We start from the raw sequence: 19,345 nt of genomic DNA on the forward strand, positions 1-19,345 counted from the left end.
ACGAATGTATTCAACTTCACTCCGTCAATCCACGTTCCTCATATCGCTTTCCAAGCACACCAGTGTCTCAGTCCTGCTTATCTACTTCTCGGCTTTGTGGACTCCAATCGCAGTAGCATCAATGGGCGGTGACAGGTGAACATGTGAGAAATAAGTGTGCGGTCGACTGATCGTACTTAGGTACAGCGAACAAGAAGCTTTGCCGCGGATGCGGCAAGAGCGTGCACACGTTCCAGCGTAAACAAAGCTGCGTCCTTGTGAGGAGTCCAGAGGTCACACGACCTTTGGGGCCCTCCCTTGCAGGGAGGGTTTGGGTGGGTAGAAATCTTGGATTTAGATGTTTAGTAATCTTGAATTTAAATGGCTAAAAATAAAAAAGGGTTATAGGGGATAGCCCCTATAACCCTTTCTAACAGGAAGTATGAAGATAATTAAACGGGTCTATAGGGGCCGGGCCCCTATACCCACCACATTTCGCCCAGCGGCTCGCGAATCAGCACTTGCTGCAGATTCTGAACGGCTTTGGTGAAACCTTCGTCAATCGACATCAGACCATCTTCATGTTCGATGCTGACGACGTAGTCATAACCAACAAGGCGGAGCTCGCTAATGATGTCTGCCCACGTTTTCAGGTCATGACCGAAGCCAACCGTGCGGAACTGCCATGCGCGGTCCAGCATTTGCGTATATGGCTGCATGTCCGTAATGCCGTGCGCATTAACGTTGATCGGATCGATCGACGTATCCTTCGCATGGAAGTGATGGATTGCGCCTGCACGTCCGAGAATACGGACAGCTTGTACAGGGTCAATGCCTTGCCACCACATGTGGCTCGGATCCAAGTTAGCGCCGATCGCTTTGCCGGCTGCTTCACGCAGACGCAGCATTGTCGAAGGGCTGTGGACGGAGAAGCCGCCATGCAGCTCCAGACCGATTTTGACATTCGCAGCTTCTGCAATGCCGCCGATCTCGCTCCAGTAAGGAATCACTTTCTCTTCCCACTGCCATTTCAGAATATCTTGATAGTCGTTCGGCCAAGGCGCAACCGGCCAGTTCGGGTATTTGGCACCCTCATGGTCACCCGGGCAGCCGGAGAACGTATTCACGACTGGTACTTCCAGTCGGTTAGCTAGCTCAATTGTTTTGCGGATGACCGCATCATCCGGCTCAGCGAGCGCCTTCTGAGGATGAAGAGGGTTTGCATGACAGCTGAGCGCGCTGATCATCAGTCCGCGAGATTCGATAGCTTGTTTGAATTCACGAAGTTTACCTGCATCGGCGAGCAGTGTATCTGGGTCGCAATGCGCGTTGCCAGGATAGCCGCCTGTTCCGAGCTCTACTGCATCAAGACCTTTAGAAGCGATATAATCTAGCGCCTCCTCCAGCGGTTTGCCTCCGAACAATACAGTGAATACACCAAGTTTCATGTGTGCATAGCCTCCCGAATATTAGATTTATGTAGATCCAACATGTCATAAGCTGAACTGCTAATTCCTATTATATCATGCCCAAATGGATGGAATAACCCTATGAAATGCTGCATTTATGTCCGTTTTAGCCATCATGATAACGGTTTTTTGCTTATGTTTGGTTGAACGCTAATTTTACATTTTATGAAAGATAGAAGCTGCACTTAAGACCCTCTTAGAGCCACTTTTTCTTTAGAATATATTTAATTGTATAGAAATCCAAAATATAGTAGTGTTAGTAGGAAAAAATAGATAGTTACAAGTCGTTTGAGAGGGGCAAATCGAATGAAGAAGGCGGTACTGCGAATTGCATTTGCAAGCTTCGCAGTGTTGCTCTGCTTAGTCGGCAGCGCGTGGGCAGCAGGCAGCGGTTCCTCCAGCAATGCAATCTCGCTGGATGCGAAAGTAATTAATGGCGAGGTATACGTCAAAGCAAGTGCGATGACGAATGCACTCGGCGGCACGGGGACATATGACGCTAAGAGCGGCAAATATGCCTACACGCCAGCCAACCAAGTTCCGGATGTGGTGAAGAAAGTCTCACCATCCGTCGTAGGGATTATCGGCAAGGTCAAGGGGTATGACAATCGCTACGCTCTTGCTCACGGTACAGGTTTTGTCTGGAAAGCAGACGGACAGATTGTGACGAATGCGCATGTGGTGAAGGAATTGACAAGTATCGTCGTCGTAACGGCTGACGGTAAGCAGTTCAACGGCAAGACGTTGTATATTGACGAAACAAGTGATATTGCGGTGGTCAAAATTAATGCGACAGGGCTCCAGCCTGTTACGTTTGCGCCAATGCCGCTCAGCGTTCAAGCGGGAGAACAGGTTGTGGCGATCGGTACGCCAGTATCTTTTTCGCTCCGCAATACGGCGACAAGCGGCATTCTTAGCGGCATGAATCGCTCGGTATCATCCTATTACAGGCTTCTCCAGACAGATGCTGCGATTAACCCAGGCAACAGCGGGGGGCCGCTCGTCAATATGAAAGGCCAAGTAATCGGCATCAACTCGATGAAATTCGTCAGTGATGATGTAGATAATCTCGGTTTCTCCATTCCAGCGGACACCGTGCAATATGTACTGAGCCATTTTGTTAAATACGGCAAAGTGAACCGTGCATCGCTCGGCGTCGAGTTGGAGGAGAGTTGGTCTGCAATCGTCGGGCTCCCAACGGACGAACCGCTTACGATTACGAAAGTTACGAACGATACCGCTAAGAGCGCTGGCTTACAGATTGGAGACCAACTGTATGCGGTAGCCGGCAAACAAGTATCATCGATAGTTGAAGTGAATGAATTGTTGAAATCCTATTTGCCTGATCAGTCCATTGAAGTAACGCTTCTGTCCGATGGAGATATCGTGACGAAGAAATTTAAGCTCAGCAAATCGAGCCAGAACTAATTCTAAATCATAGAGGAGATTCATTTCATGACTAAACGTCTGCTGGTCATTATGACTGCGCTTTGCTTGTTATTATCATGTTTCCCATTGGCAGCTAGTGCTGCCGCTGGTGATTCAGTCGAAATAAAGCTGACGATCGGAAGCCCGACAGTGACGATCAATGGCACTGCATCGAAGATTCAACCGCCAGTGAAAGAAAATGGGACGACGCTCGTTCCGCTTAGTATTATTACGAAGGCATTTGGCGCAAAACTGAAACTTGAAAAGAACAAAATCATTACGCTTACCTATAACAGTACGATTGTTGTTCTGACGATCGGCAGTAACGATGTAAAAGTTAATGGTACAGTAACGAAGCTTTCAACTGCACCGAAGATCGTGAACAGCGTAACGCTGGTGCCTGTGCGAGTCATTGCTCAAGCATTTGGTGCGACAGTTGTCCCAAGCGGCAACCTCATTACGATTACAGGCAAAGTTGCCGGCGAAGCAGCAGCGACGAATTCGGGCGGCTTATCCGGCATCGATACGGATGCAGGCAAGACGAAGGTAGGCGATAGCTACTATGGCTGGAGCATGAATTACCCAACGGATCTTTCGCTGTCTTACCAGAGCGATAATGGAAATTGGTCAGTATGGTCGGATGGCTCCGGCGATCCTAGCGTTATCGTTTCAGTATCTGATGTAGAAGAGACGCTGACCAAGCAAGAGCTTAGGGATCACATCCAAACCTATTTTGACGATAACGAACTCGTTATGGAGAAAAAAACGATTTCGGTTGGCGGCGTATCCTACGAGAAAATGGTTACAAAGAGCCGTGATGGTTGGTTCTTTGAATATCGCGGCACGCAGAAGGATAGTCGGATCTACACGGTAATGTCCGGCGCTAAGGCAGCTACAAGAGATGCGCTTAACAAATATCAGGATCTGCTCGACAGCTTCGCGTTGTCATTCAATAAGTCGGACCGTACCCTGAAAGACGTAACAAAAGTTGTGGACGGACTCATCACCATTCATGACGAAGATTACGGCCTCGAAGTGAAGCTTCCTGTTCAATGGCTCCGTGATACGGAATCGCCTACACCGTTGTTCTTCAATGCAGATGAAGGCTTAATCGATTTTGCGATCAAGTCGGTTCAAAACAATGAAACGGCAGGGCAATGGCGCGCAGCGGAGCGTGCAAAGCTGGAGAAAGAATTCGCGAGCGATTACATCCGTAATTTCGAAGAATCGACGATTACGTTGAAGAACGGTCAAGCGCAAGTTCTTAAGTACGAATTCTCATGGAACAAAACAAAATGGATTACGGAATATGATGTCTTCCTTATTGCAGGCGACCATAAGTACCATATAAGCTTCTATTCCTTGAAAGAGGATGGCTCTAAAGGCAAGGGTCTGTTCGATACCATTGTTAATTCGTTGGTGATCGATACGAAATACGTGGACGGCAACTTCAGCGAGATGGATGACGAAGATCTTGCAGGGCAAGTCATCAAAAAATCGAGCAAGAAGTATGGATACTCGATTGAACTGCCTGCTACATGGACGGCTGAGGATAAGGATTTTGAACAAGATTCGGTTTTCTATTATACCGACTATGGTTACTTCCAGTTAACCGTTGCTGATAATGTTACGGCCTCCAGCTATGTTAATTGGTACAAGGATTATGTTAGTGCCGACAAGGATATGAAGGCCTTGGATGCCAAAGTCACACAGTCGACGACGACGATGATCAATGGCAACTTGATTACACGTGTTGACACTGTTCTAAACGAAGCAGCAAAACCGTACTCGGATTCCATGTATCTGTTTGAGAAGAATAACCGGCTGTACATTGTCCAGTTCACAGCACCTCAAGCCTATGATACGGTTGCTTATCAAGCGCTGAATACACAGGTACTGCAATCGTTGACGTTCAATTAATCGGTTTCCACAGCGCCGCCCAGACAATGATCTGGTGCGGCGCTTATTTTTTGCCGGTGGAATCCATATGTCTGCTCTGGTACACTTAGAGGATAGAATGTAACACAAAGGATGGCGGATCTTGTAATGACGAAACAAATTCAGCGGGGGGACATTGAGCTTCTTGCGCCAGCAGGCGATTGGGATTGTATGCGGGCAGCAGTGGCCAATGGAGCCGATGCTATATTTTTTGGTGTAGAGAAGTTTAATGCGCGCGCGCGCGCAAACAATTTTCAGACGGATGAACTGCCCGAGATTATGGCGTTCTTGCATAGCTATGGCGTGAAGGGTTTCCTCACGTTTAATATTCTCGTATTCGAGGATGAGTTGAATGACGCGAAGAAGCTGATTGAATCCTGTATCGATGCAGGTGTGGATGCGGTTATCGTACAAGACTTGGGCCTTGTAAAGCTGATTCGCGAGATGTCGCCGGACTTCCCTATTCACGGTTCGACGCAGATGACGATTACATCGCCGGAAGCCGTTGAATTCACGAAGCCATTCGATATGGAGCGTGTCGTGCTTGGACGGGAGAACAACCTGAAGCAAATTCAGAAGATAGGCGAGCAGGCGAAGCTGCCAATGGAAGTATTCGTGCATGGCGCATTATGTGTCTCATACTCCGGTCAGTGCTTAACGAGCGAGATGTGGGGCGGACGTTCGGCCAACCGCGGCGAATGCGCACAGGCATGCCGACTGCCCTATGATCTGATGGTCGATGGCGAGCAGAAGCCGATGGGCGACGTTGCTTATCTGCTATCCCCGAAAGACTTGGCTGCCATTGATATTATCCCAGAGTTGATCGAAGCAGGGGTAACTTCCTTTAAGATTGAGGGCCGACTGAAGAGCCCTGAATATGTAGCGAACGTCGTCAGCAAATATCGCAAAGTGATCGACAACTACTTCGACGGGCTGCCTACAGAACCATCGAAGGAAGAAGTTCGCGAACTGCAGCAAAGCTTTTCGCGTGGCTTCACGCACGGCTTCCTGAAAGGGACGAACAACAAACAGCTCGTGGATGGCACGTTCCCTAAAAGCCGCGGCGTCTATCTTGGACGTGTCGAGCGCGTACTTCGCGATGCGGTCATATGCCGCATTGATGCGCCGCTCAAACGCGGCGACGGCATCGTATTCGACGCAGGCGATCCGACGAAGAAGGAAGAGGGCGGCCGCGTCTATGACCTTCGTCGTCAAGGCGTGAAGATTGAAGGCGAAGCACAAGAAGGCGTTGTGCTGGAGATTGTACCTGGCCGCAACGACGTTGACCTTCGCCGCGTGAAGGTTGGCGACAAAGTGTGGAAGACGAGCGACCCAGCGCTCGATAAACGTCTTCGTGCTACGTTTGAGACAGACAAGCCATATCGTGTATTCCCCATGCGTGTCACCGTGTCGGGTACTGCGGGCGAGCCAATGGTTACAACATGGACCGATGTGCAGAAGGGAACGACAGTTGAGGTCGTCTCCGAGATTCCGCTTGAGAAGGCATTGAAACGTCCAATGGACAAGGCGCTGCTGGAAGATCAGCTTGGTCGACTAGGCGGCACGCTGTATCAGTTGGATTCACTTGAAGTGAACCTTGAGGGTGAACTCATTCTTCCTGTTCGCGAGCTGAATCGGATTCGCCGCGCAGCAGTTGAACAGCTGACAGAAGAGCGTCCGAAACCGCCAGTTTACATCAAATATGAAGTGGATGCTCTTGCAGACGCTTCGCCGAAGAAGCCAACTGCCGATAACGATGTGGAGCCGCACCTGACTGTTCTGTGCCGTACATTAGAGCAGGTAGAGGCGGCGGTGAAGACGAATGCAACGATGATCTACGCCGATTTCGAGTTCATCAAGCAATTCCCTGCAGCTATTGAAGTAGCGCGCAATGCGGGCAAGCCTATCGCACTGGCAACACCTCGTATTCATATGCCGGGCGAGAACGGTTACCACGCGAACATTTTGAAGTTGAAGCCGGATGCAGTGCTTGTTCGCAACACAGGCGCACTCTACTATTACCTGCGTGCGCGGGCCAGCTCGGCGCCGGGTGAACCGTTCCCGCAGCTGATTGGCGATTTCTCGCTTAACATTGCAAACCATAAAGCGGCGAACCTGTTCACTGAAGTAGGCTGCGATATGGTAACACCTTCGTATGATTTGAACATCCAGCAGATGGTCGATTTGCTGGGTAATGCGGACACGTCCAAGCTGGAAGTCGTGCTGCATCAGCATTTGCCAATGTTCCATACGGAGCATTGCGTCTATTGTACGTTCATGAGTGAAGGAACCGACTTCACGAACTGCGGCCGTCCTTGCGAGGAATCGCGGGCATCGCTGCAGGACCGAATCGGCATGTCCCATCCGGTTCGCGTCGATGAAGGCTGCCGCAACACGGTTTATAACGCGATCGAGCAATCGGGTGCGGAATATTTGAACCACTTTATCGAATTGGGCGTTCGATCGTTCCGTATTGAGTTCCTAGAAGAATCGGCGGACAAAGTGAACGAAGTTATGAATCTCTATGAGGATGCCTTGGCTGGTCGCATCAGCGGCACGTCGGTATGGCGCAGCTTGAAAGCAATCAATCAGCTTGGCGTAACGCGCGGCCAATTGGTCAAATAGACGGTACAAGAAGACAGGCAGATGTCCATCGGACAGCTGCCTGTCTTTTTCTATGCATCATTTTCCATCCGTTGGGGGATGGTAAGAAACGCAAGTCACCCCTAATTGTGGTGTTATGACGGGGAGGAGACAAGAAGAGCTATGATAACGCCTAGACAGTTGGCTTCGACCGTCATTCTGTTCCTAATCGGCAGCTCCTCCTTGTTTCTGCTTGGGGGCAACGCGGATCGGGACGCATGGATATCCGTAATCATTGGCATGCTGGCAGGACTGCTGCTGCTAAGCTGTGTAACGTTGCAAATTCAGAAGCTTGAACCGGATCGTAATTTGATTGAGATATTCAAGCTGTATTTTGGACGGATCATCGGATTTATGTTCGGATTTATATACATCATCTACTACTGCTACAAATGCATTCGCAATGTCCGTGAACTCGCTGATCTATCCATTATGTATTTGCTGCCGGATACGCCGCTCTCGATGATCATTCTGATGATCTGCCTCATTGGGGGTTATGCGGTCATCGGAGGGCCAGGTGTCTTCTTCCGTATGGTGGAAGTGCTGCTGCCTATCCTTGTGATGATCTATGTTGTTCTGTTCATTCTACTGCTTAGCGCTGGTTTGATTGATTTGGGTCGTCTGCTGCCCATTCTTGAGAAAGGCTTCAAACCAGTATGGGACGCAGCCATGCCGGAGATCATCTCTTTCCCGTTCGGGGAAATGGTATTGTTCCTCATGTTCTGGCGATACACAGCTGAGGACGGCGATGGGACAGTTATGAGAATGACGATTAAAGGCTACATATTCGCGGGAGCCTTTATTACGATTATGAACATTATTACGATTGGCTCTCTTGGACAGTTTGCAGGCTGGAGCGTTGTTCCGCTGCTGCAAGCGACGACGTTCGTTCAGCTGGGCAACATTCTTGAACGGATTGATCCGCTCGTGTCGTTGTTGTTGTTCTCGGCTGTTTATGTCAAACTCACTGCTTATTACCTGGGGGCTTCCATTGCATTCGCGTATTTGTTCCGTGTGAAGCTGCGTATCGCTGCTATTCCGGTCGGCATCGGGATCTATGTTGGCTCCTTCTGGTTCAGGAGTTATATGCATCAGGTGAATGTCGGCTTCGAAAGTAACCTTAAGTTTCACTTTCCGATTTTTCAAATCGTTATTCCAATCGTGCTCCTGCTTGTCATGTTAATGAGGAAGAAAGTTCGGTCCAGAGGCAATCATGCAGGCGACGATTGACTAGCCGAGGAGAGGAGTTCGCTCATGTTTAATAACAACAAGAACAAGCAAACAGCAGGCGATGACAAACAGACTGGCACTGATCGCAACGGGCAAGTCGAACAACTGCTGGTTCCTGACTTGGAACAAAATATGGAGCGGCTCCAACGATTCCTTGGAGACGGGGCGGATATCGTATGCCGTATGCTAACCCATCGTTCATTCCCGAATCAGCGATATACGCTGTTCTATATGGATGGCATCGTGGATGGAGCCTCGATCGGAACCATGCTTCTTGGCTTGCTGGAAGATGCCAATAAAGTAACTGAGGATACGGAAGGCTTATATACGCATTTAATAGATCGATCCATTGCAGTGGGCAAAATCCGATCGGCGACAGCGATCGAAGAAGTGGGCTACGCCATGCTTGAGGGGAGTTCTGTCATCCTCGTAGAGGGTAGTCTCAAAGCGATCCTTATCGATACGACGGGCGGAGAGAGTCGTTCAGTCGAGGAGCCGACCTCCCAGACGGTTGTTCGCGGTCCGAAGGAAGGATTCACAGAGAATCTGCGTACGAATACGGCGTTAGTGCGGCGGATTATAAAATCTCCTAAGCTGCGATTTGATTATAAAGTAATCGGAAGAGAGACGCGAACGAACATCGCGGTTGTTTACTTGCAAGGAATTGCACAGGACGATGTCGTCCAAGAAGTCCATCGTCGCATCGACCAGATTGAGATCGATGCTATTCTGGAAAGCGGATATATCGAGGAGTTTATTCAAGACAAAGCGTTTACACCGTTTCCGCTTATTCAGAATACGGAGCGCCCTGATGCAGCTTGCGCTGGCATCCTTGAGGGGCAAGTCGTCATCATGGTTTCGGGTACTCCGTTTGTTTTGATCGCGCCGGTTACATTCGTCAAATTTTTTCAATCCAGCGAGGATTATTACCAGCGATACGATATCTCTACATTCCTGCGATTCATCCGGGTTGCATCATTCTTTATCTCCATGCTGCTGCCATCGCTGTATATCGCCATTACAACCTTCCATCAGGAGATGCTGCCGACTCCGCTGCTGATCAGTCTCGCTGCACAGCGTGAAGGGGTTCCTTTTCCTGCACTGGTCGAGGCCTTCCTAATGGAGATTACATTCGAGATATTGCGCGAAGCTGGCGTTCGGATGCCGCGTATCATCGGACCTGCGATTTCGATTGTAGGCGCACTCGTGCTCGGACAAGCGGCCGTGCAAGCAGGACTTGTCTCCGCAGCGATGGTTATTGTCGTTTCGTTCACCGCTATCGCTAGCTTTGTCATACCGGCGGTTAATATGGGGAGTGCGGCAAGGCTTATCCGATTCGCCCTAATGATTCTCGGGGGATCGTTTGGCTTGTTTGGCATTATGTCAGGATTAATGGTGCTGTTGGCGCATATGAGCGGACTTCGTTCATTCGGCAAGCCATACCTGCTCCCGTTCTCGCCATTAATCGTTTCGAACCTGAAGGACACCTTTATTCGTGTCCCTTGGTGGGCGATGCGCAAACGTCCGATTGGCATGTCCAGTAATCGGGTTCCGAATCAGCATCGAATCGGCGGTGGCAAGAGGCCTGATCCAGACCAGGAAGGGGCTTGATGATGAAGCCAGAGATATCGACCCTGCAAACCGTTGCGATTGTGATTAATGCGATAACGCCGACAGCGGTACTCTCAGTACCGAGCGCTACGATTGGATTTGCATCGAATGATGGATGGATTTCGGTTCTCATTGCAGCTGCTGCCGGAGTGATCATCGCTATAGCAATGGCAGCGATATGCAGAGGAAATCCGGGATTGTTGTTTGTTGAATGGATCGAGAGCCGATTGGGCAAAACCGCAGGTATTCTAATTGGTTTTCTTTTCGGGGTGTATTACTTTAATGCATTCTGTATGATCGTTCGACAATTCGCTAACTTCATTGCAGATATGGTGCTGGACGAGACGCCGATTGTCATGCTTATTATTGTGATGGTTGCGGTATCGGCGTTCTCGATTGCGCACGGGATTGAAGCGATTGCCCGTTCTGCGGCTCTTGTCTTGCTAATGGTCATTATCGTTATTCCGATATCAATCGGGTTAAACTTTGACGACATTAATTTAAAGAGGCTGCTTCCTTTCTTTGATGCCGGAGCTGCCCGAATCGGATTAGCCACGATCTCGCCAATCCTATGGATGTCGGAGGTCTCGATTCTGTTTATCGTTCAGCCTTACATGAAATATCCGAAATCGGTGATGCGGGCTAGTGTCATCGGATCTGTTGGCAGTTCCGTACAGCTGTTGGTAGTGACGGTGATGTCAGTAAGCATTTTTGGTGCGGAGGTCGTTCGTATGATGTCCTATCCGTTATTTAATACGGTTGGCATTGTCGAAGTTGGAGAATTTCTGGAACGAATTGAAATATTCACGGTTTCGGTATGGGGGATGACCATGTATGTGAAAATGGCTGTTTTCTTATTCGGATCTGTGCATTGCTTTACACATGCTCTTCGATTGAAGAGCAGCACGCATGTCCTATTCGGCATTAGTATGCTGGCCATCGTTACAACGATCGTAACCTGGCCGCGTAATACCGAGCTTGGTCAATTTGTGATTGTTGACAGCGTTCCATTCTTAACGTTGTTTAATCTCATTATTCCTGCGTGTATAGCGATTGGTCTGCTTGTAACCAGAGGCAAGGGGGCTGAGAAGGAGGCGCAGACGCCATGAAAAGCACAATACGGAGTGCCATGATGGCGGTTGTACTGTTATCGCTATGCATCATGACAACAGGCTGTTGGAACCGCATTGAGCTTAACGAACTTGCGATTACGTCGGCTACCGGAGTGGACTGGGATGGGCACAACTGGGTCATGTCCTATCAGGTGCTTATCCCTTCCGCGATTTCCGCAGGAATCGGAACATCAGGCAGTGGGACGCCGCAATCCCCGGTAATCGTATACTCGACCAAAGGGAAATCGATCCGCGAGGCGATGATGCACAGCTTCTCGGAGAGTCCGCGTAAACTATTTTACGCTCATAATAGGGTCGTGATTATAAGTGAAGAGGTGGCACGCCGCGGCTTTAACGAACTGCTCGACGTTTATTTTCGTAATTCGGGTCCCCGTGAGACGGTGAGTATGCTCGTAACGCCAGGCACGGCCCGGCGAGTACTAGAGCAGTTCATGCAGCTGCAGATTATTCCGGGTGAAGGGATGAAGGATATTATTTTGTCTGAAGCTCGAAATTCATCCATTCTGCCGAATATTCCGGTCTACCAGATGGGAATGAACTTAACGGGCGATGCGAAGAGCGGCGTACTGCCCGAAATCTATATCTCGGGTAAAGAAGACACGTCCACACTAGACTCCTTCACGCATACGACTATTCCTTCCAAGCTTAAGCTGGGACGTCTGGCCATTATGCATAACGACCGCATGATTGGATGGATGAACAGAAGGCAATCGCTTGGCGTTTCTTTCTTGCGTGGTGAAGTGAAACAGACAACCATTGTCACGCCATGCACGGATGAACAGGGACATAGAGGGTTTGACACGTTTGTTATTCAACATTCCTCTACGAGGCTTAAGCCGAAATTGACCGGAGGGAAACTTAGCTATACCGCGAAGGTCGATGCCTCGGGGGTGCTAACGGAGTCGGACTGTGCACAGAATCTGTACAAGCCGGATATTACTAAGAAGATGGAGAGCAAGGTAGCGCAGCAAATCCAACAGATTCTTAAAGGCGCTTGGAAGCAGGGCCAACAGATGGGTGCGGACGTATTTGGTGCTGCAGAGAAAGCGCATCGGAAGTATCCGAAAGCATGGAAACAGTGGAGCAAAGACTGGAACAGCGTGTTTGCGGAGACTCCGCTTGAAGTGCAAGCACAGTTCCGAATTACACGTATGGGTCTTAGCAACAAATCGTTCCAATACTTGACGGAGAAAGATAAGAAAGGCTGAGGAGCATGATTAATACGACCATTCTTATTGCAGCCGGTTTTGTTGTGATGCTGTATATCGGCGGCAAGATGCTGCTTCGCAAGCGATATATTCGAGACTTTATCTGGTACACCTGTATGCTGACGTGGGCTTTTGTTATTATGTTGGCCTACGAACAGAAATGGGCGATCGCATCGAAAATAACGAGTGTGGCTTTCTTCGACCAATGTGTGAAGCCGATCTCGCAGGCGCTGCGCCCGATTATGAATATGGAGTTTGAATAAATAGGATTCAGCTGCAGCCATACCAAAGCGTCTCAACTGTTTGACATTTAGTCAGCCCTTGTCCTAGACTGATGTCATTATGTTATAGTGCGTGTTCAAAGTTCGGTTTTAGCACCGAGAAGATTGCGAGAACCTTTTTGAACCACCTCTTATAGAAGCGGAGAGTGACATGGATGGACGGGGCGTGGTATACGGGTTGGCGGCATGTGTTCAAGCTGGACCCGGATCGCGAAATAACGGACGAGGCGCTTGAAGCCGTATGTATGTCCGGCACGGATGCCATTATGGTCGGAGGTTCAAGCGGCATCACGTACGATAATACGGTTGATCTGATGTCTCGGATTCGCAGATATGCGGTCGATTGCGTACTGGAGGTTACGAGTCTCGATGCGGCAGTGCCTGGGTTTGACAACTATCTGGTACCGCTTGTGCTCAATGCTGAGCGCGCAGAATGGCTGATCGGAAGGCAGACGGCTGCGCTTCAAGAATTTGGACATCTGATACCGTGGGACATTACGGCAGGTGAAGGATACTTGATCATGAACGGGGACGCGACAGCGGCAGTGGTCAGCGGCGCTAATGCGAACTTAAACCAAGATGAAGCGATTGCTTACGTTCAGGCAGCAGATCGACTATTGCGGCTTCCGATCATCTATATCGAATACAGCGGTGCATTCGGCGATATGTCGCTGGTTCGCCGGGCTTCGAAGATTGTATCTCAAGCGCATGTCATATACGGTGGCGGCATCGACGGGCCAGACAAAGCAGAAGAGGCGGCACGTGCTGCCCATACCGTCGTTGTTGGCAACATTGTATACGATAACTTGGACGCAGCGCTGGCGACTGTTCAGGCTGTGAAAGCCGTGCAGATCGGCGTATCTTAATAAGACTTATTTATGTAACAGAGATAGACAACAGACGGTTTTTCGGAAGGATAACTCATAAGAAGCGCATGCAGTTAGGACGTATACAGTCGTTAATCTGCACCGCTTCTTCCATTCCGGAAGAGCCGTCTTTTGTTTTGCGCAAATCGGGATTCGGCACGGTATGCAATTTCTTACAGAACATTGGAAAATCTGAAATTGACACTTCCCTCGCCGTTGTCTAGACTAGACTTACACAGGCGAACAACGATACGAACAAGAAGTTCTAGACGATCCTTTTTTCACCGTTTCATTGATCGTTCTGGAATGCTAGCTATAGGCGAAGGAGAACGATTATATGTTTAATTCCGTTAATATCGATGCAGCGGTTCAGAAACTCAATCCGCAGCAGCGGGAAGCCGTGCAGGCGACAGATGGACCGCTGCTCATTATGGCAGGAGCGGGCAGCGGCAAGACGCGCGTTCTGACGCATCGTATTGCATATTTAATTGAGAAGAAGCGGGTTGCGCCATGGAGCATTCTCGCCATTACCTTTACGAATAAAGCGGCTCGTGAAATGCAGGATCGAGTAGGGAAGTTGGTTGGCCCGTCCGGCAGCGACATCTGGGTTTCAACCTTCCACTCGATGTGCGTGCGGATTCTGCGCCGCGACATTAGCCGGATTGGATTTACGACGAGCTTCTCGATTCTTGACTCGGCGGATCAACTTTCCGTCATTCGCAACATTATGAAGGAAAAGAATATTGATACGAAGAAAATCGAGCCGAAAGCCGTTCAAGCTGCAATCTCCAGTGCGAAGAACGAACTGCTTACGCCTGAGCGATTCTCAGCCAAAGTGGGCGATTACTTCGAGCAGATTGCGGCGAATGTATATGAACAATATCAGAAGCGGCTTCGCGCGAATAACTCGCTCGACTTCGATGATTTGATTATGACGACGATCAAGCTGTTCCAGGAAGAGCCGGATGTCCTAACGTTCTATCAGAACAAGTTCCGCTATCTTCACGTTGACGAGTATCAAGATACGAACCGTGCGCAGTACATGCTGTGCCGGATGCTGGCTGACAAGCATCATAACATTTGCGTAGTCGGCGATAGCGACCAGTCGATCTATCGTTGGCGCGGTGCGGACATCACCAACATTCTTAACTTCGAAGAGGACTATCCAGAGTCGAAGACCATTATGCTCGAGCAGAACTATCGGTCGACATCGAACATCCTGAATGCGGCGAACGCCGTTATCGGCAATAACGCAGGACGCAAGCCGAAGCGGTTGTGGACGGATCAAGGACCGGGTGAACCGATTACTCTTTACCAAGCAGATTCAGAGCATGATGAAGGTTACTTCGTAACGGGCGAGATCGGCAAGCATGTAAAGGAAGGCCGCAAGTATGCCGATCATGCGATTTTGTACCGTACGAATGCTCAGTCACGGGTAATCGAGGAAATTTTGATCAAATCGGATATTCCGTATCAAATCGTAGGCGGCATTAAGTTCTATGATCGCAAAGAGATCAAGGACCTTCTCGCTTACCTGCGGCTTATCTCCAATCCGGATGATGATATCAGCTTGATCCGGATCGTGAATGTACCGAAGCGGGGTATCGGTGACACAACCGTTGGCAAGATTGCAGAAGAAGCGGCGCGCCGTGGTATCTCCATGTACGCGTCACTCGGCACACTAGATGAGTTCGGCGGCATCGAGGTAACAGGCAAGGCGCGTGCGGCGCTTATCCAGTTCCGGGATATGATCGCGAATTTGACGCGGATGGTTGAATACTTGTCCGTAACGGAATTGACCGAGAAGATTCTCGAGATGTCCGAATACCGTCTGGAACTGCAGCGTGAGAACACGCTCGAGTCGAAGGCGCGCGTCGAGAATATCGAGGAATTCCTGTCCGTAACGCTTGAGTTCGAGAAGAATAATGAAGATAAGTCGCTCGTTGCTTTCCTTACCGATCTTGCACTTATTGCAGATATTGATTCGATGAACAAGGATGAAGAGGACAACGAGCCGCAGGACTCCGTCATTCTGATGACGATGCACAGCGCGAAGGGCTTGGAATTCCCGGTTGTATTCATCATTGGTATGGAGGAGAGCGTCTTCCCGCACAGCCGTGCGTTTATGGACAACGAGGAACTCGAAGAAGAGAGACGGCTTGCATACGTTGGCATTACACGTGCGGAGAAGAAGCTTTACCTGCTCTGCGCGCGTATGCGGACGCTGTTCGGACGCACGAACTCGAACTTGCCTTCACGTTTCCTCCAAGAAATTCCGGAGGACGTGAAGACGTTGGCCTCGCCCGGCCGCACCATTGGCGGTAGCGGCGGGCTTGGCTTCAGCGGAGGCACGGCGGGCGGATGGTCCGCCGTGCGCCGCGGGGGCGCCGCAGCGCCTAATGCCGGCAGCCCGCAGGGCGGCGGCATCGGCTACCGCGGCGGCGCCCCTGGCACAGGACGCGTCATCTCAGGCGACGCGCCGGCGCCAATCACAAGCGGCGTGCGCGTGTCGACGCCGCTTGGTTCCGCCGCCGCGGCGGCGGGTGGCGCAGGCGCCGCTTCCGATGGCGCGGCGCGGCAGTTCGCGGCGGGGGACAAGGTCACCCATGCCAAGTTCGGCGAAGGCGTTGTCGTTGCGGTGAAGGGCACTGACAAGGATACTGAGCTGCAGATCGCTTTCCCGGCGCCAGTTGGGTTGAAGCGGCTGTTGGCTGCTTTTGCACCAATCACCAAGGTTTAAACAAATAAATCAGAAGAACGGAACGGAATCATCCATTATCCGATAGGAAGAGGGATATTATCGATGGATCAATATGCAGGAGCTGCGGCACCAGAGCAGCTGGAACGCATGAAGCAGCTGGCAGACGAGATCGCACGCCACAGCTACAACTACTATACGCTTGATAATCCGACCATCAGTGACGCTGAGTTCGACAAGCTGTATGACGAGTTGGCTTCGCTTGAGCAAGCGACGGGAGTCGTATTGGATCATTCTCCGACCCAGCGGGTTGGCGGCGAGCTGCTCAAAGGGTTTGACCCGCATCGCCATTTATCCCGTTTGTGGAGTCTCGACAAGGCGCAGAACGTTGAGGATCTGCGTGCTTGGAACCAGCGTGTGACGAAAGCAGTTAACGACTGGAATACGAAGAATCCGAATCAAACGCCGCTTCCGGCGCCTTCCTATGTCATTGAGCTGAAGTATGATGGCTTGACACTTAATTTGACGTATGACGGAGGCCGACTCGTGCAGGCATCGACGCGCGGTAACGGTGTCGTGGGCGAGGGGATTCTCGCACAGGTGAAGACGATTCGTTCCGTGCCGCTAACGATTCCTTTCACAGAAGGGCTAATCGAAGTGCAGGGCGAAGGCATTATGAATCTGTCTGTGCTCGAGGCATACAACCGCACGGCAGAGGAGCCTCTTAAGAATGCTCGTAATGCAGCAGCAGGCGCGCTCCGCAACCAGAATCCGCGCATTACGGCTGAGCGCAAGCTGGATGCTTTCTTCTATAATATCGGCCACGCACAAGGCTTGTCTTTCGAGACGCATCGTCAGGTGCAGCAGTTTCTGATCGACAATCGGTTCAAAGTGAACCCATATGTTACTTACTGCAACACCATTGAAGAGGTTGAGCAGGAGATGTCCCGCATTACGGAGATGCGCCCGACACTCGACTATCTCATTGACGGTGCTGTTGTAAAGCTTGTTGATATGCGTACGCGCGAAGCGCTTGGCTATACGGACAAATTCCCGCGCTGGGCGGTTGCGTTCAAGTTCGAAGCGGAGGAGACGACGACCGTTCTCGAGTCGGTATCCTGGGAAGTGGGCCGTACGGGTAAAATAACGCCAGTTGCGCGTGTAGAAGCCGTCGAATTGGCTGGCGTTACGGTACAGAACTGTACGCTCAACAACATTGGCGATATCGAGCGGAAGAACTTGAAGCATGCGCTTGGCACACGCGTCTTTATTCGTCGTTCCAATGACGTCATCCCTGAAATTCTCGGCAAGGCGGATGATGTAGAGGGACAAGAGATCGCATTCCCGACCGTATGTCCTTCTTGCGGCACAGAACTAGAGCAGCGCGGCGCTCATCTATTCTGCAACAACAAGCTGGGCTGCAAGCCGCAGCTGATAGGCCGAATTACGCATTTCGCATCTCGTGATGCGATGGATATTGAGACATTCAGCGTAATGACCGCTGAACAATTATATGAAGATTGCGAAGTGAGGGACCCTGCCGATCTCTACGCTCTAACATTTGACGACCTGATCAAGCTGGAGCGTTTCGGCGAGCGCAAAGCACAGAAGCTGCTTGAAGCATTCGAGAAGTCGAAAGATCGTGACCTGGCGGCCTTCCTGTTCGCGCTGGGCATTCCGAATACGGGCAAAGCGACGACGAAGGTGCTGGCGGACCACTTCGGAAGTCTCGATGCATTAATGAGCGCAGGCGAAGAGGATCTTGTTCAGCTGCCAGATATCGGCGGAATTGTTGCGGACAGCATTGTCAGTTTCTTCGCCGATCCTCTCGTGAAGAACAGCATTACGCGGATGCGAGAGCATGGCGTGAAGGCGGAAGCCGAGCAGCGTGCCGTGGCTGCAGGCGCAGCGGAAAGTGTATTTAACGGTAAGACCGTAGTCCTGACAGGTACGCTTACTTCTATGACGCGCGACGAAGCTGCGAAGAAGCTAGAGGCGCTTGGGGCTAAAGTCTCGGGCAGCGTGTCGAAGAAGACCGACTTCGTTATTGCAGGCGAAAGCGCAGGCAGCAAGCTGACGAAGGCGAAGGATCTAGGCGTAACGGTTATTGAGGATGAAGAATTGTTCAAGCAGATGCTTAGCGAGTAGATACCTCTCTATAAGCAATTGATACGAACCGCAGAAACGGGTTAGCGAATAAAGCTGGCCTGTATCCTGCGGTTCTTTTGTTATAGAAGTGTTTTCAAATGTATTATTTTACAAGTTGTAAATCAGTTTTAGTCGTGGTATATTATTTCTTGTCGCTTCGGACGGCGTCGAAAAACAACGAACTTCATCACAATTAAATGAAATAAGTTGTTGACACCGAGAACGAAAGCTGATAAAGTATATAACTGTCGCCGAGACAAACGGCGATCGACAAGAAAGACAAGTTCTTTGAAAACTGAACATATGGATCACGTCGATCCAAACAAATAAGCAAGTCAGCTTTTAATGAGCTAAACAAGCACTTCTCGGTGATAATCCGATTCCCTGCGGGAAGACGAATTACACCTTTTATGGAGAGTTTGATCCTGGCTCAGGACGAACGCTGGCGGCGTGCCTAATACATGCAAGTCGAGCGGAGAAGTTTGAAAGCTTGCTTTCAAACTGCTTAGCGGCGGACGGGTGAGTAACACGTAGGTAACCTGCCTGTAAGACCGGGATAACATTCGGAAACGAATGCTAATACCGGATATGCGATTTCCTCGCATGGGGAGATCGGGAAAGACGGAGCAATCTGTCACTTACAGATGGACCTGCGGCGCATTAGCTAGTTGGTGGGGTAACGGCTCACCAAGGCGACGATGCGTAGCCGACCT

General features: G+C 50.3%; 12 protein-coding genes and 1 rRNA gene. 12 read left to right on the plus strand and 1 reads right to left on the minus strand.

Features of this window, described 5'->3' with window-relative positions; translation table 11 throughout:
• Positions 1 to 458: 458 nt before the first annotated feature.
• Positions 459 to 1,427 (minus strand): sugar phosphate isomerase/epimerase family protein, encoded by a 969-nt coding sequence (locus H8B09_RS19060; protein ID WP_191205120.1) that lies wholly within the window; start codon positions 1,425 to 1,427, stop codon positions 459 to 461.
• A gap of 327 nt (positions 1,428 to 1,754) precedes the next feature.
• Between H8B09_RS19060 and H8B09_RS19065 the strand changes: the two genes are divergently transcribed.
• The 12 genes from H8B09_RS19065 to H8B09_RS19120 form a co-directional block, all read left to right on the plus strand.
• The gene (locus tag H8B09_RS19065) at positions 1,755 to 2,876 is read left to right on the plus strand and encodes a S1C family serine protease (RefSeq protein WP_191205121.1); all 1,122 of its coding nucleotides are present in this window, start codon (positions 1,755 to 1,757) and stop codon (positions 2,874 to 2,876) included.
• 27 nt (positions 2,877 to 2,903) lie between these two features.
• The gene (locus H8B09_RS19070) at positions 2,904 to 4,796 is read left to right on the plus strand and encodes a stalk domain-containing protein (protein WP_191205122.1); all 1,893 of its coding nucleotides are present in this window, start codon (positions 2,904 to 2,906) and stop codon (positions 4,794 to 4,796) included.
• Between the two features lie 126 nt (positions 4,797 to 4,922).
• On the plus strand, positions 4,923 to 7,439 hold the full coding sequence (locus H8B09_RS19075; protein WP_191205123.1) for a U32 family peptidase: 2,517 nt from the start codon (positions 4,923 to 4,925) through the stop codon (positions 7,437 to 7,439).
• A 141-nt stretch (positions 7,440 to 7,580) separates the two neighbouring features.
• Positions 7,581 to 8,687: a GerAB/ArcD/ProY family transporter gene (locus tag H8B09_RS19080; RefSeq protein WP_191205124.1), complete on the plus strand. Its 1,107-nt coding sequence runs from the start codon at positions 7,581 to 7,583 to the stop codon at positions 8,685 to 8,687.
• Between the two features lie 132 nt (positions 8,688 to 8,819).
• Positions 8,820 to 10,298, plus strand: a complete 1,479-nt coding sequence (locus H8B09_RS19085; RefSeq protein WP_397376083.1) for a spore germination protein — start codon at positions 8,820 to 8,822, stop codon at positions 10,296 to 10,298.
• Complete coding sequence (locus H8B09_RS19090; protein WP_224753732.1) at positions 10,298 to 11,407, plus strand: GerAB/ArcD/ProY family transporter; 1,110 nt, start codon at positions 10,298 to 10,300, stop codon at positions 11,405 to 11,407. Before H8B09_RS19085 ends, H8B09_RS19090 begins: the two co-directional genes overlap by 1 nt.
• The gene (locus H8B09_RS19095) at positions 11,404 to 12,639 is read left to right on the plus strand and encodes a Ger(x)C family spore germination protein (RefSeq protein ID WP_191205126.1); all 1,236 of its coding nucleotides are present in this window, start codon (positions 11,404 to 11,406) and stop codon (positions 12,637 to 12,639) included. The genes H8B09_RS19090 and H8B09_RS19095 overlap by 4 nt, the downstream gene beginning before the upstream one ends.
• Before the next feature lie 5 nt (positions 12,640 to 12,644).
• On the plus strand, positions 12,645 to 12,902 hold the full coding sequence (locus H8B09_RS19100; RefSeq protein WP_191205127.1) for a hypothetical protein: 258 nt from the start codon (positions 12,645 to 12,647) through the stop codon (positions 12,900 to 12,902).
• Positions 12,903 to 13,075: 173 nt separating this feature from the next.
• A complete protein-coding gene (gene pcrB / locus H8B09_RS19105) occupies positions 13,076 to 13,786 on the plus strand; it encodes a heptaprenylglyceryl phosphate synthase (RefSeq protein ID WP_191205128.1) in 711 nt (236 codons plus the stop codon).
• A gap of 337 nt (positions 13,787 to 14,123) precedes the next feature.
• Positions 14,124 to 16,526, plus strand: coding sequence for a DNA helicase PcrA (gene pcrA / locus H8B09_RS19110; protein WP_191205129.1), 2,403 nt, complete (start codon positions 14,124 to 14,126; stop codon positions 16,524 to 16,526).
• A gap of 63 nt (positions 16,527 to 16,589) precedes the next feature.
• Complete coding sequence (ligA, locus tag H8B09_RS19115; RefSeq protein ID WP_191205130.1) at positions 16,590 to 18,632, plus strand: NAD-dependent DNA ligase LigA; 2,043 nt, start codon at positions 16,590 to 16,592, stop codon at positions 18,630 to 18,632.
• Positions 18,633 to 19,039: 407 nt separating this feature from the next.
• Positions 19,040 to 19,345, plus strand: a 16S ribosomal RNA gene (locus tag H8B09_RS19120); the annotation flags it as partial.

The organism is Paenibacillus terricola (assembly GCF_014779765.1).
In the GTDB taxonomy this organism is placed as follows: Bacteria; Bacillota; Bacilli; order Paenibacillales; family Paenibacillaceae; genus Paenibacillus_T; species Paenibacillus_T terricola.

Bases quoted from the DNA above. Each gene is read 5' to 3' on its own strand.
- H8B09_RS19060 (WP_191205120.1), bottom strand. From the start codon at position 1,427: ATGAAACTTGGTGTATTCACTGTATTGTTCGGAGGCAAACCGCTGGAG.
- H8B09_RS19065 (WP_191205121.1), top strand. From the start codon at position 1,755: ATGAAGAAGGCGGTACTGCGAATTGCATTTGCAAGCTTCGCAGTGTTG.
- H8B09_RS19070 (WP_191205122.1), top strand. From the start codon at position 2,904: ATGACTAAACGTCTGCTGGTCATTATGACTGCGCTTTGCTTGTTATTA.
- H8B09_RS19075 (WP_191205123.1), top strand. From the start codon at position 4,923: ATGACGAAACAAATTCAGCGGGGGGACATTGAGCTTCTTGCGCCAGCA.
- H8B09_RS19080 (WP_191205124.1), top strand. From the start codon at position 7,581: ATGATAACGCCTAGACAGTTGGCTTCGACCGTCATTCTGTTCCTAATC.
- H8B09_RS19085 (WP_397376083.1), top strand. From the start codon at position 8,820: ATGGAGCGGCTCCAACGATTCCTTGGAGACGGGGCGGATATCGTATGC.
- H8B09_RS19090 (WP_224753732.1), top strand. From the start codon at position 10,298: ATGATGAAGCCAGAGATATCGACCCTGCAAACCGTTGCGATTGTGATT.
- H8B09_RS19095 (WP_191205126.1), top strand. From the start codon at position 11,404: ATGAAAAGCACAATACGGAGTGCCATGATGGCGGTTGTACTGTTATCG.
- H8B09_RS19100 (WP_191205127.1), top strand. From the start codon at position 12,645: ATGATTAATACGACCATTCTTATTGCAGCCGGTTTTGTTGTGATGCTG.
- pcrB (WP_191205128.1), top strand. From the start codon at position 13,076: ATGGACGGGGCGTGGTATACGGGTTGGCGGCATGTGTTCAAGCTGGAC.
- pcrA (WP_191205129.1), top strand. From the start codon at position 14,124: ATGTTTAATTCCGTTAATATCGATGCAGCGGTTCAGAAACTCAATCCG.
- ligA (WP_191205130.1), top strand. From the start codon at position 16,590: ATGGATCAATATGCAGGAGCTGCGGCACCAGAGCAGCTGGAACGCATG.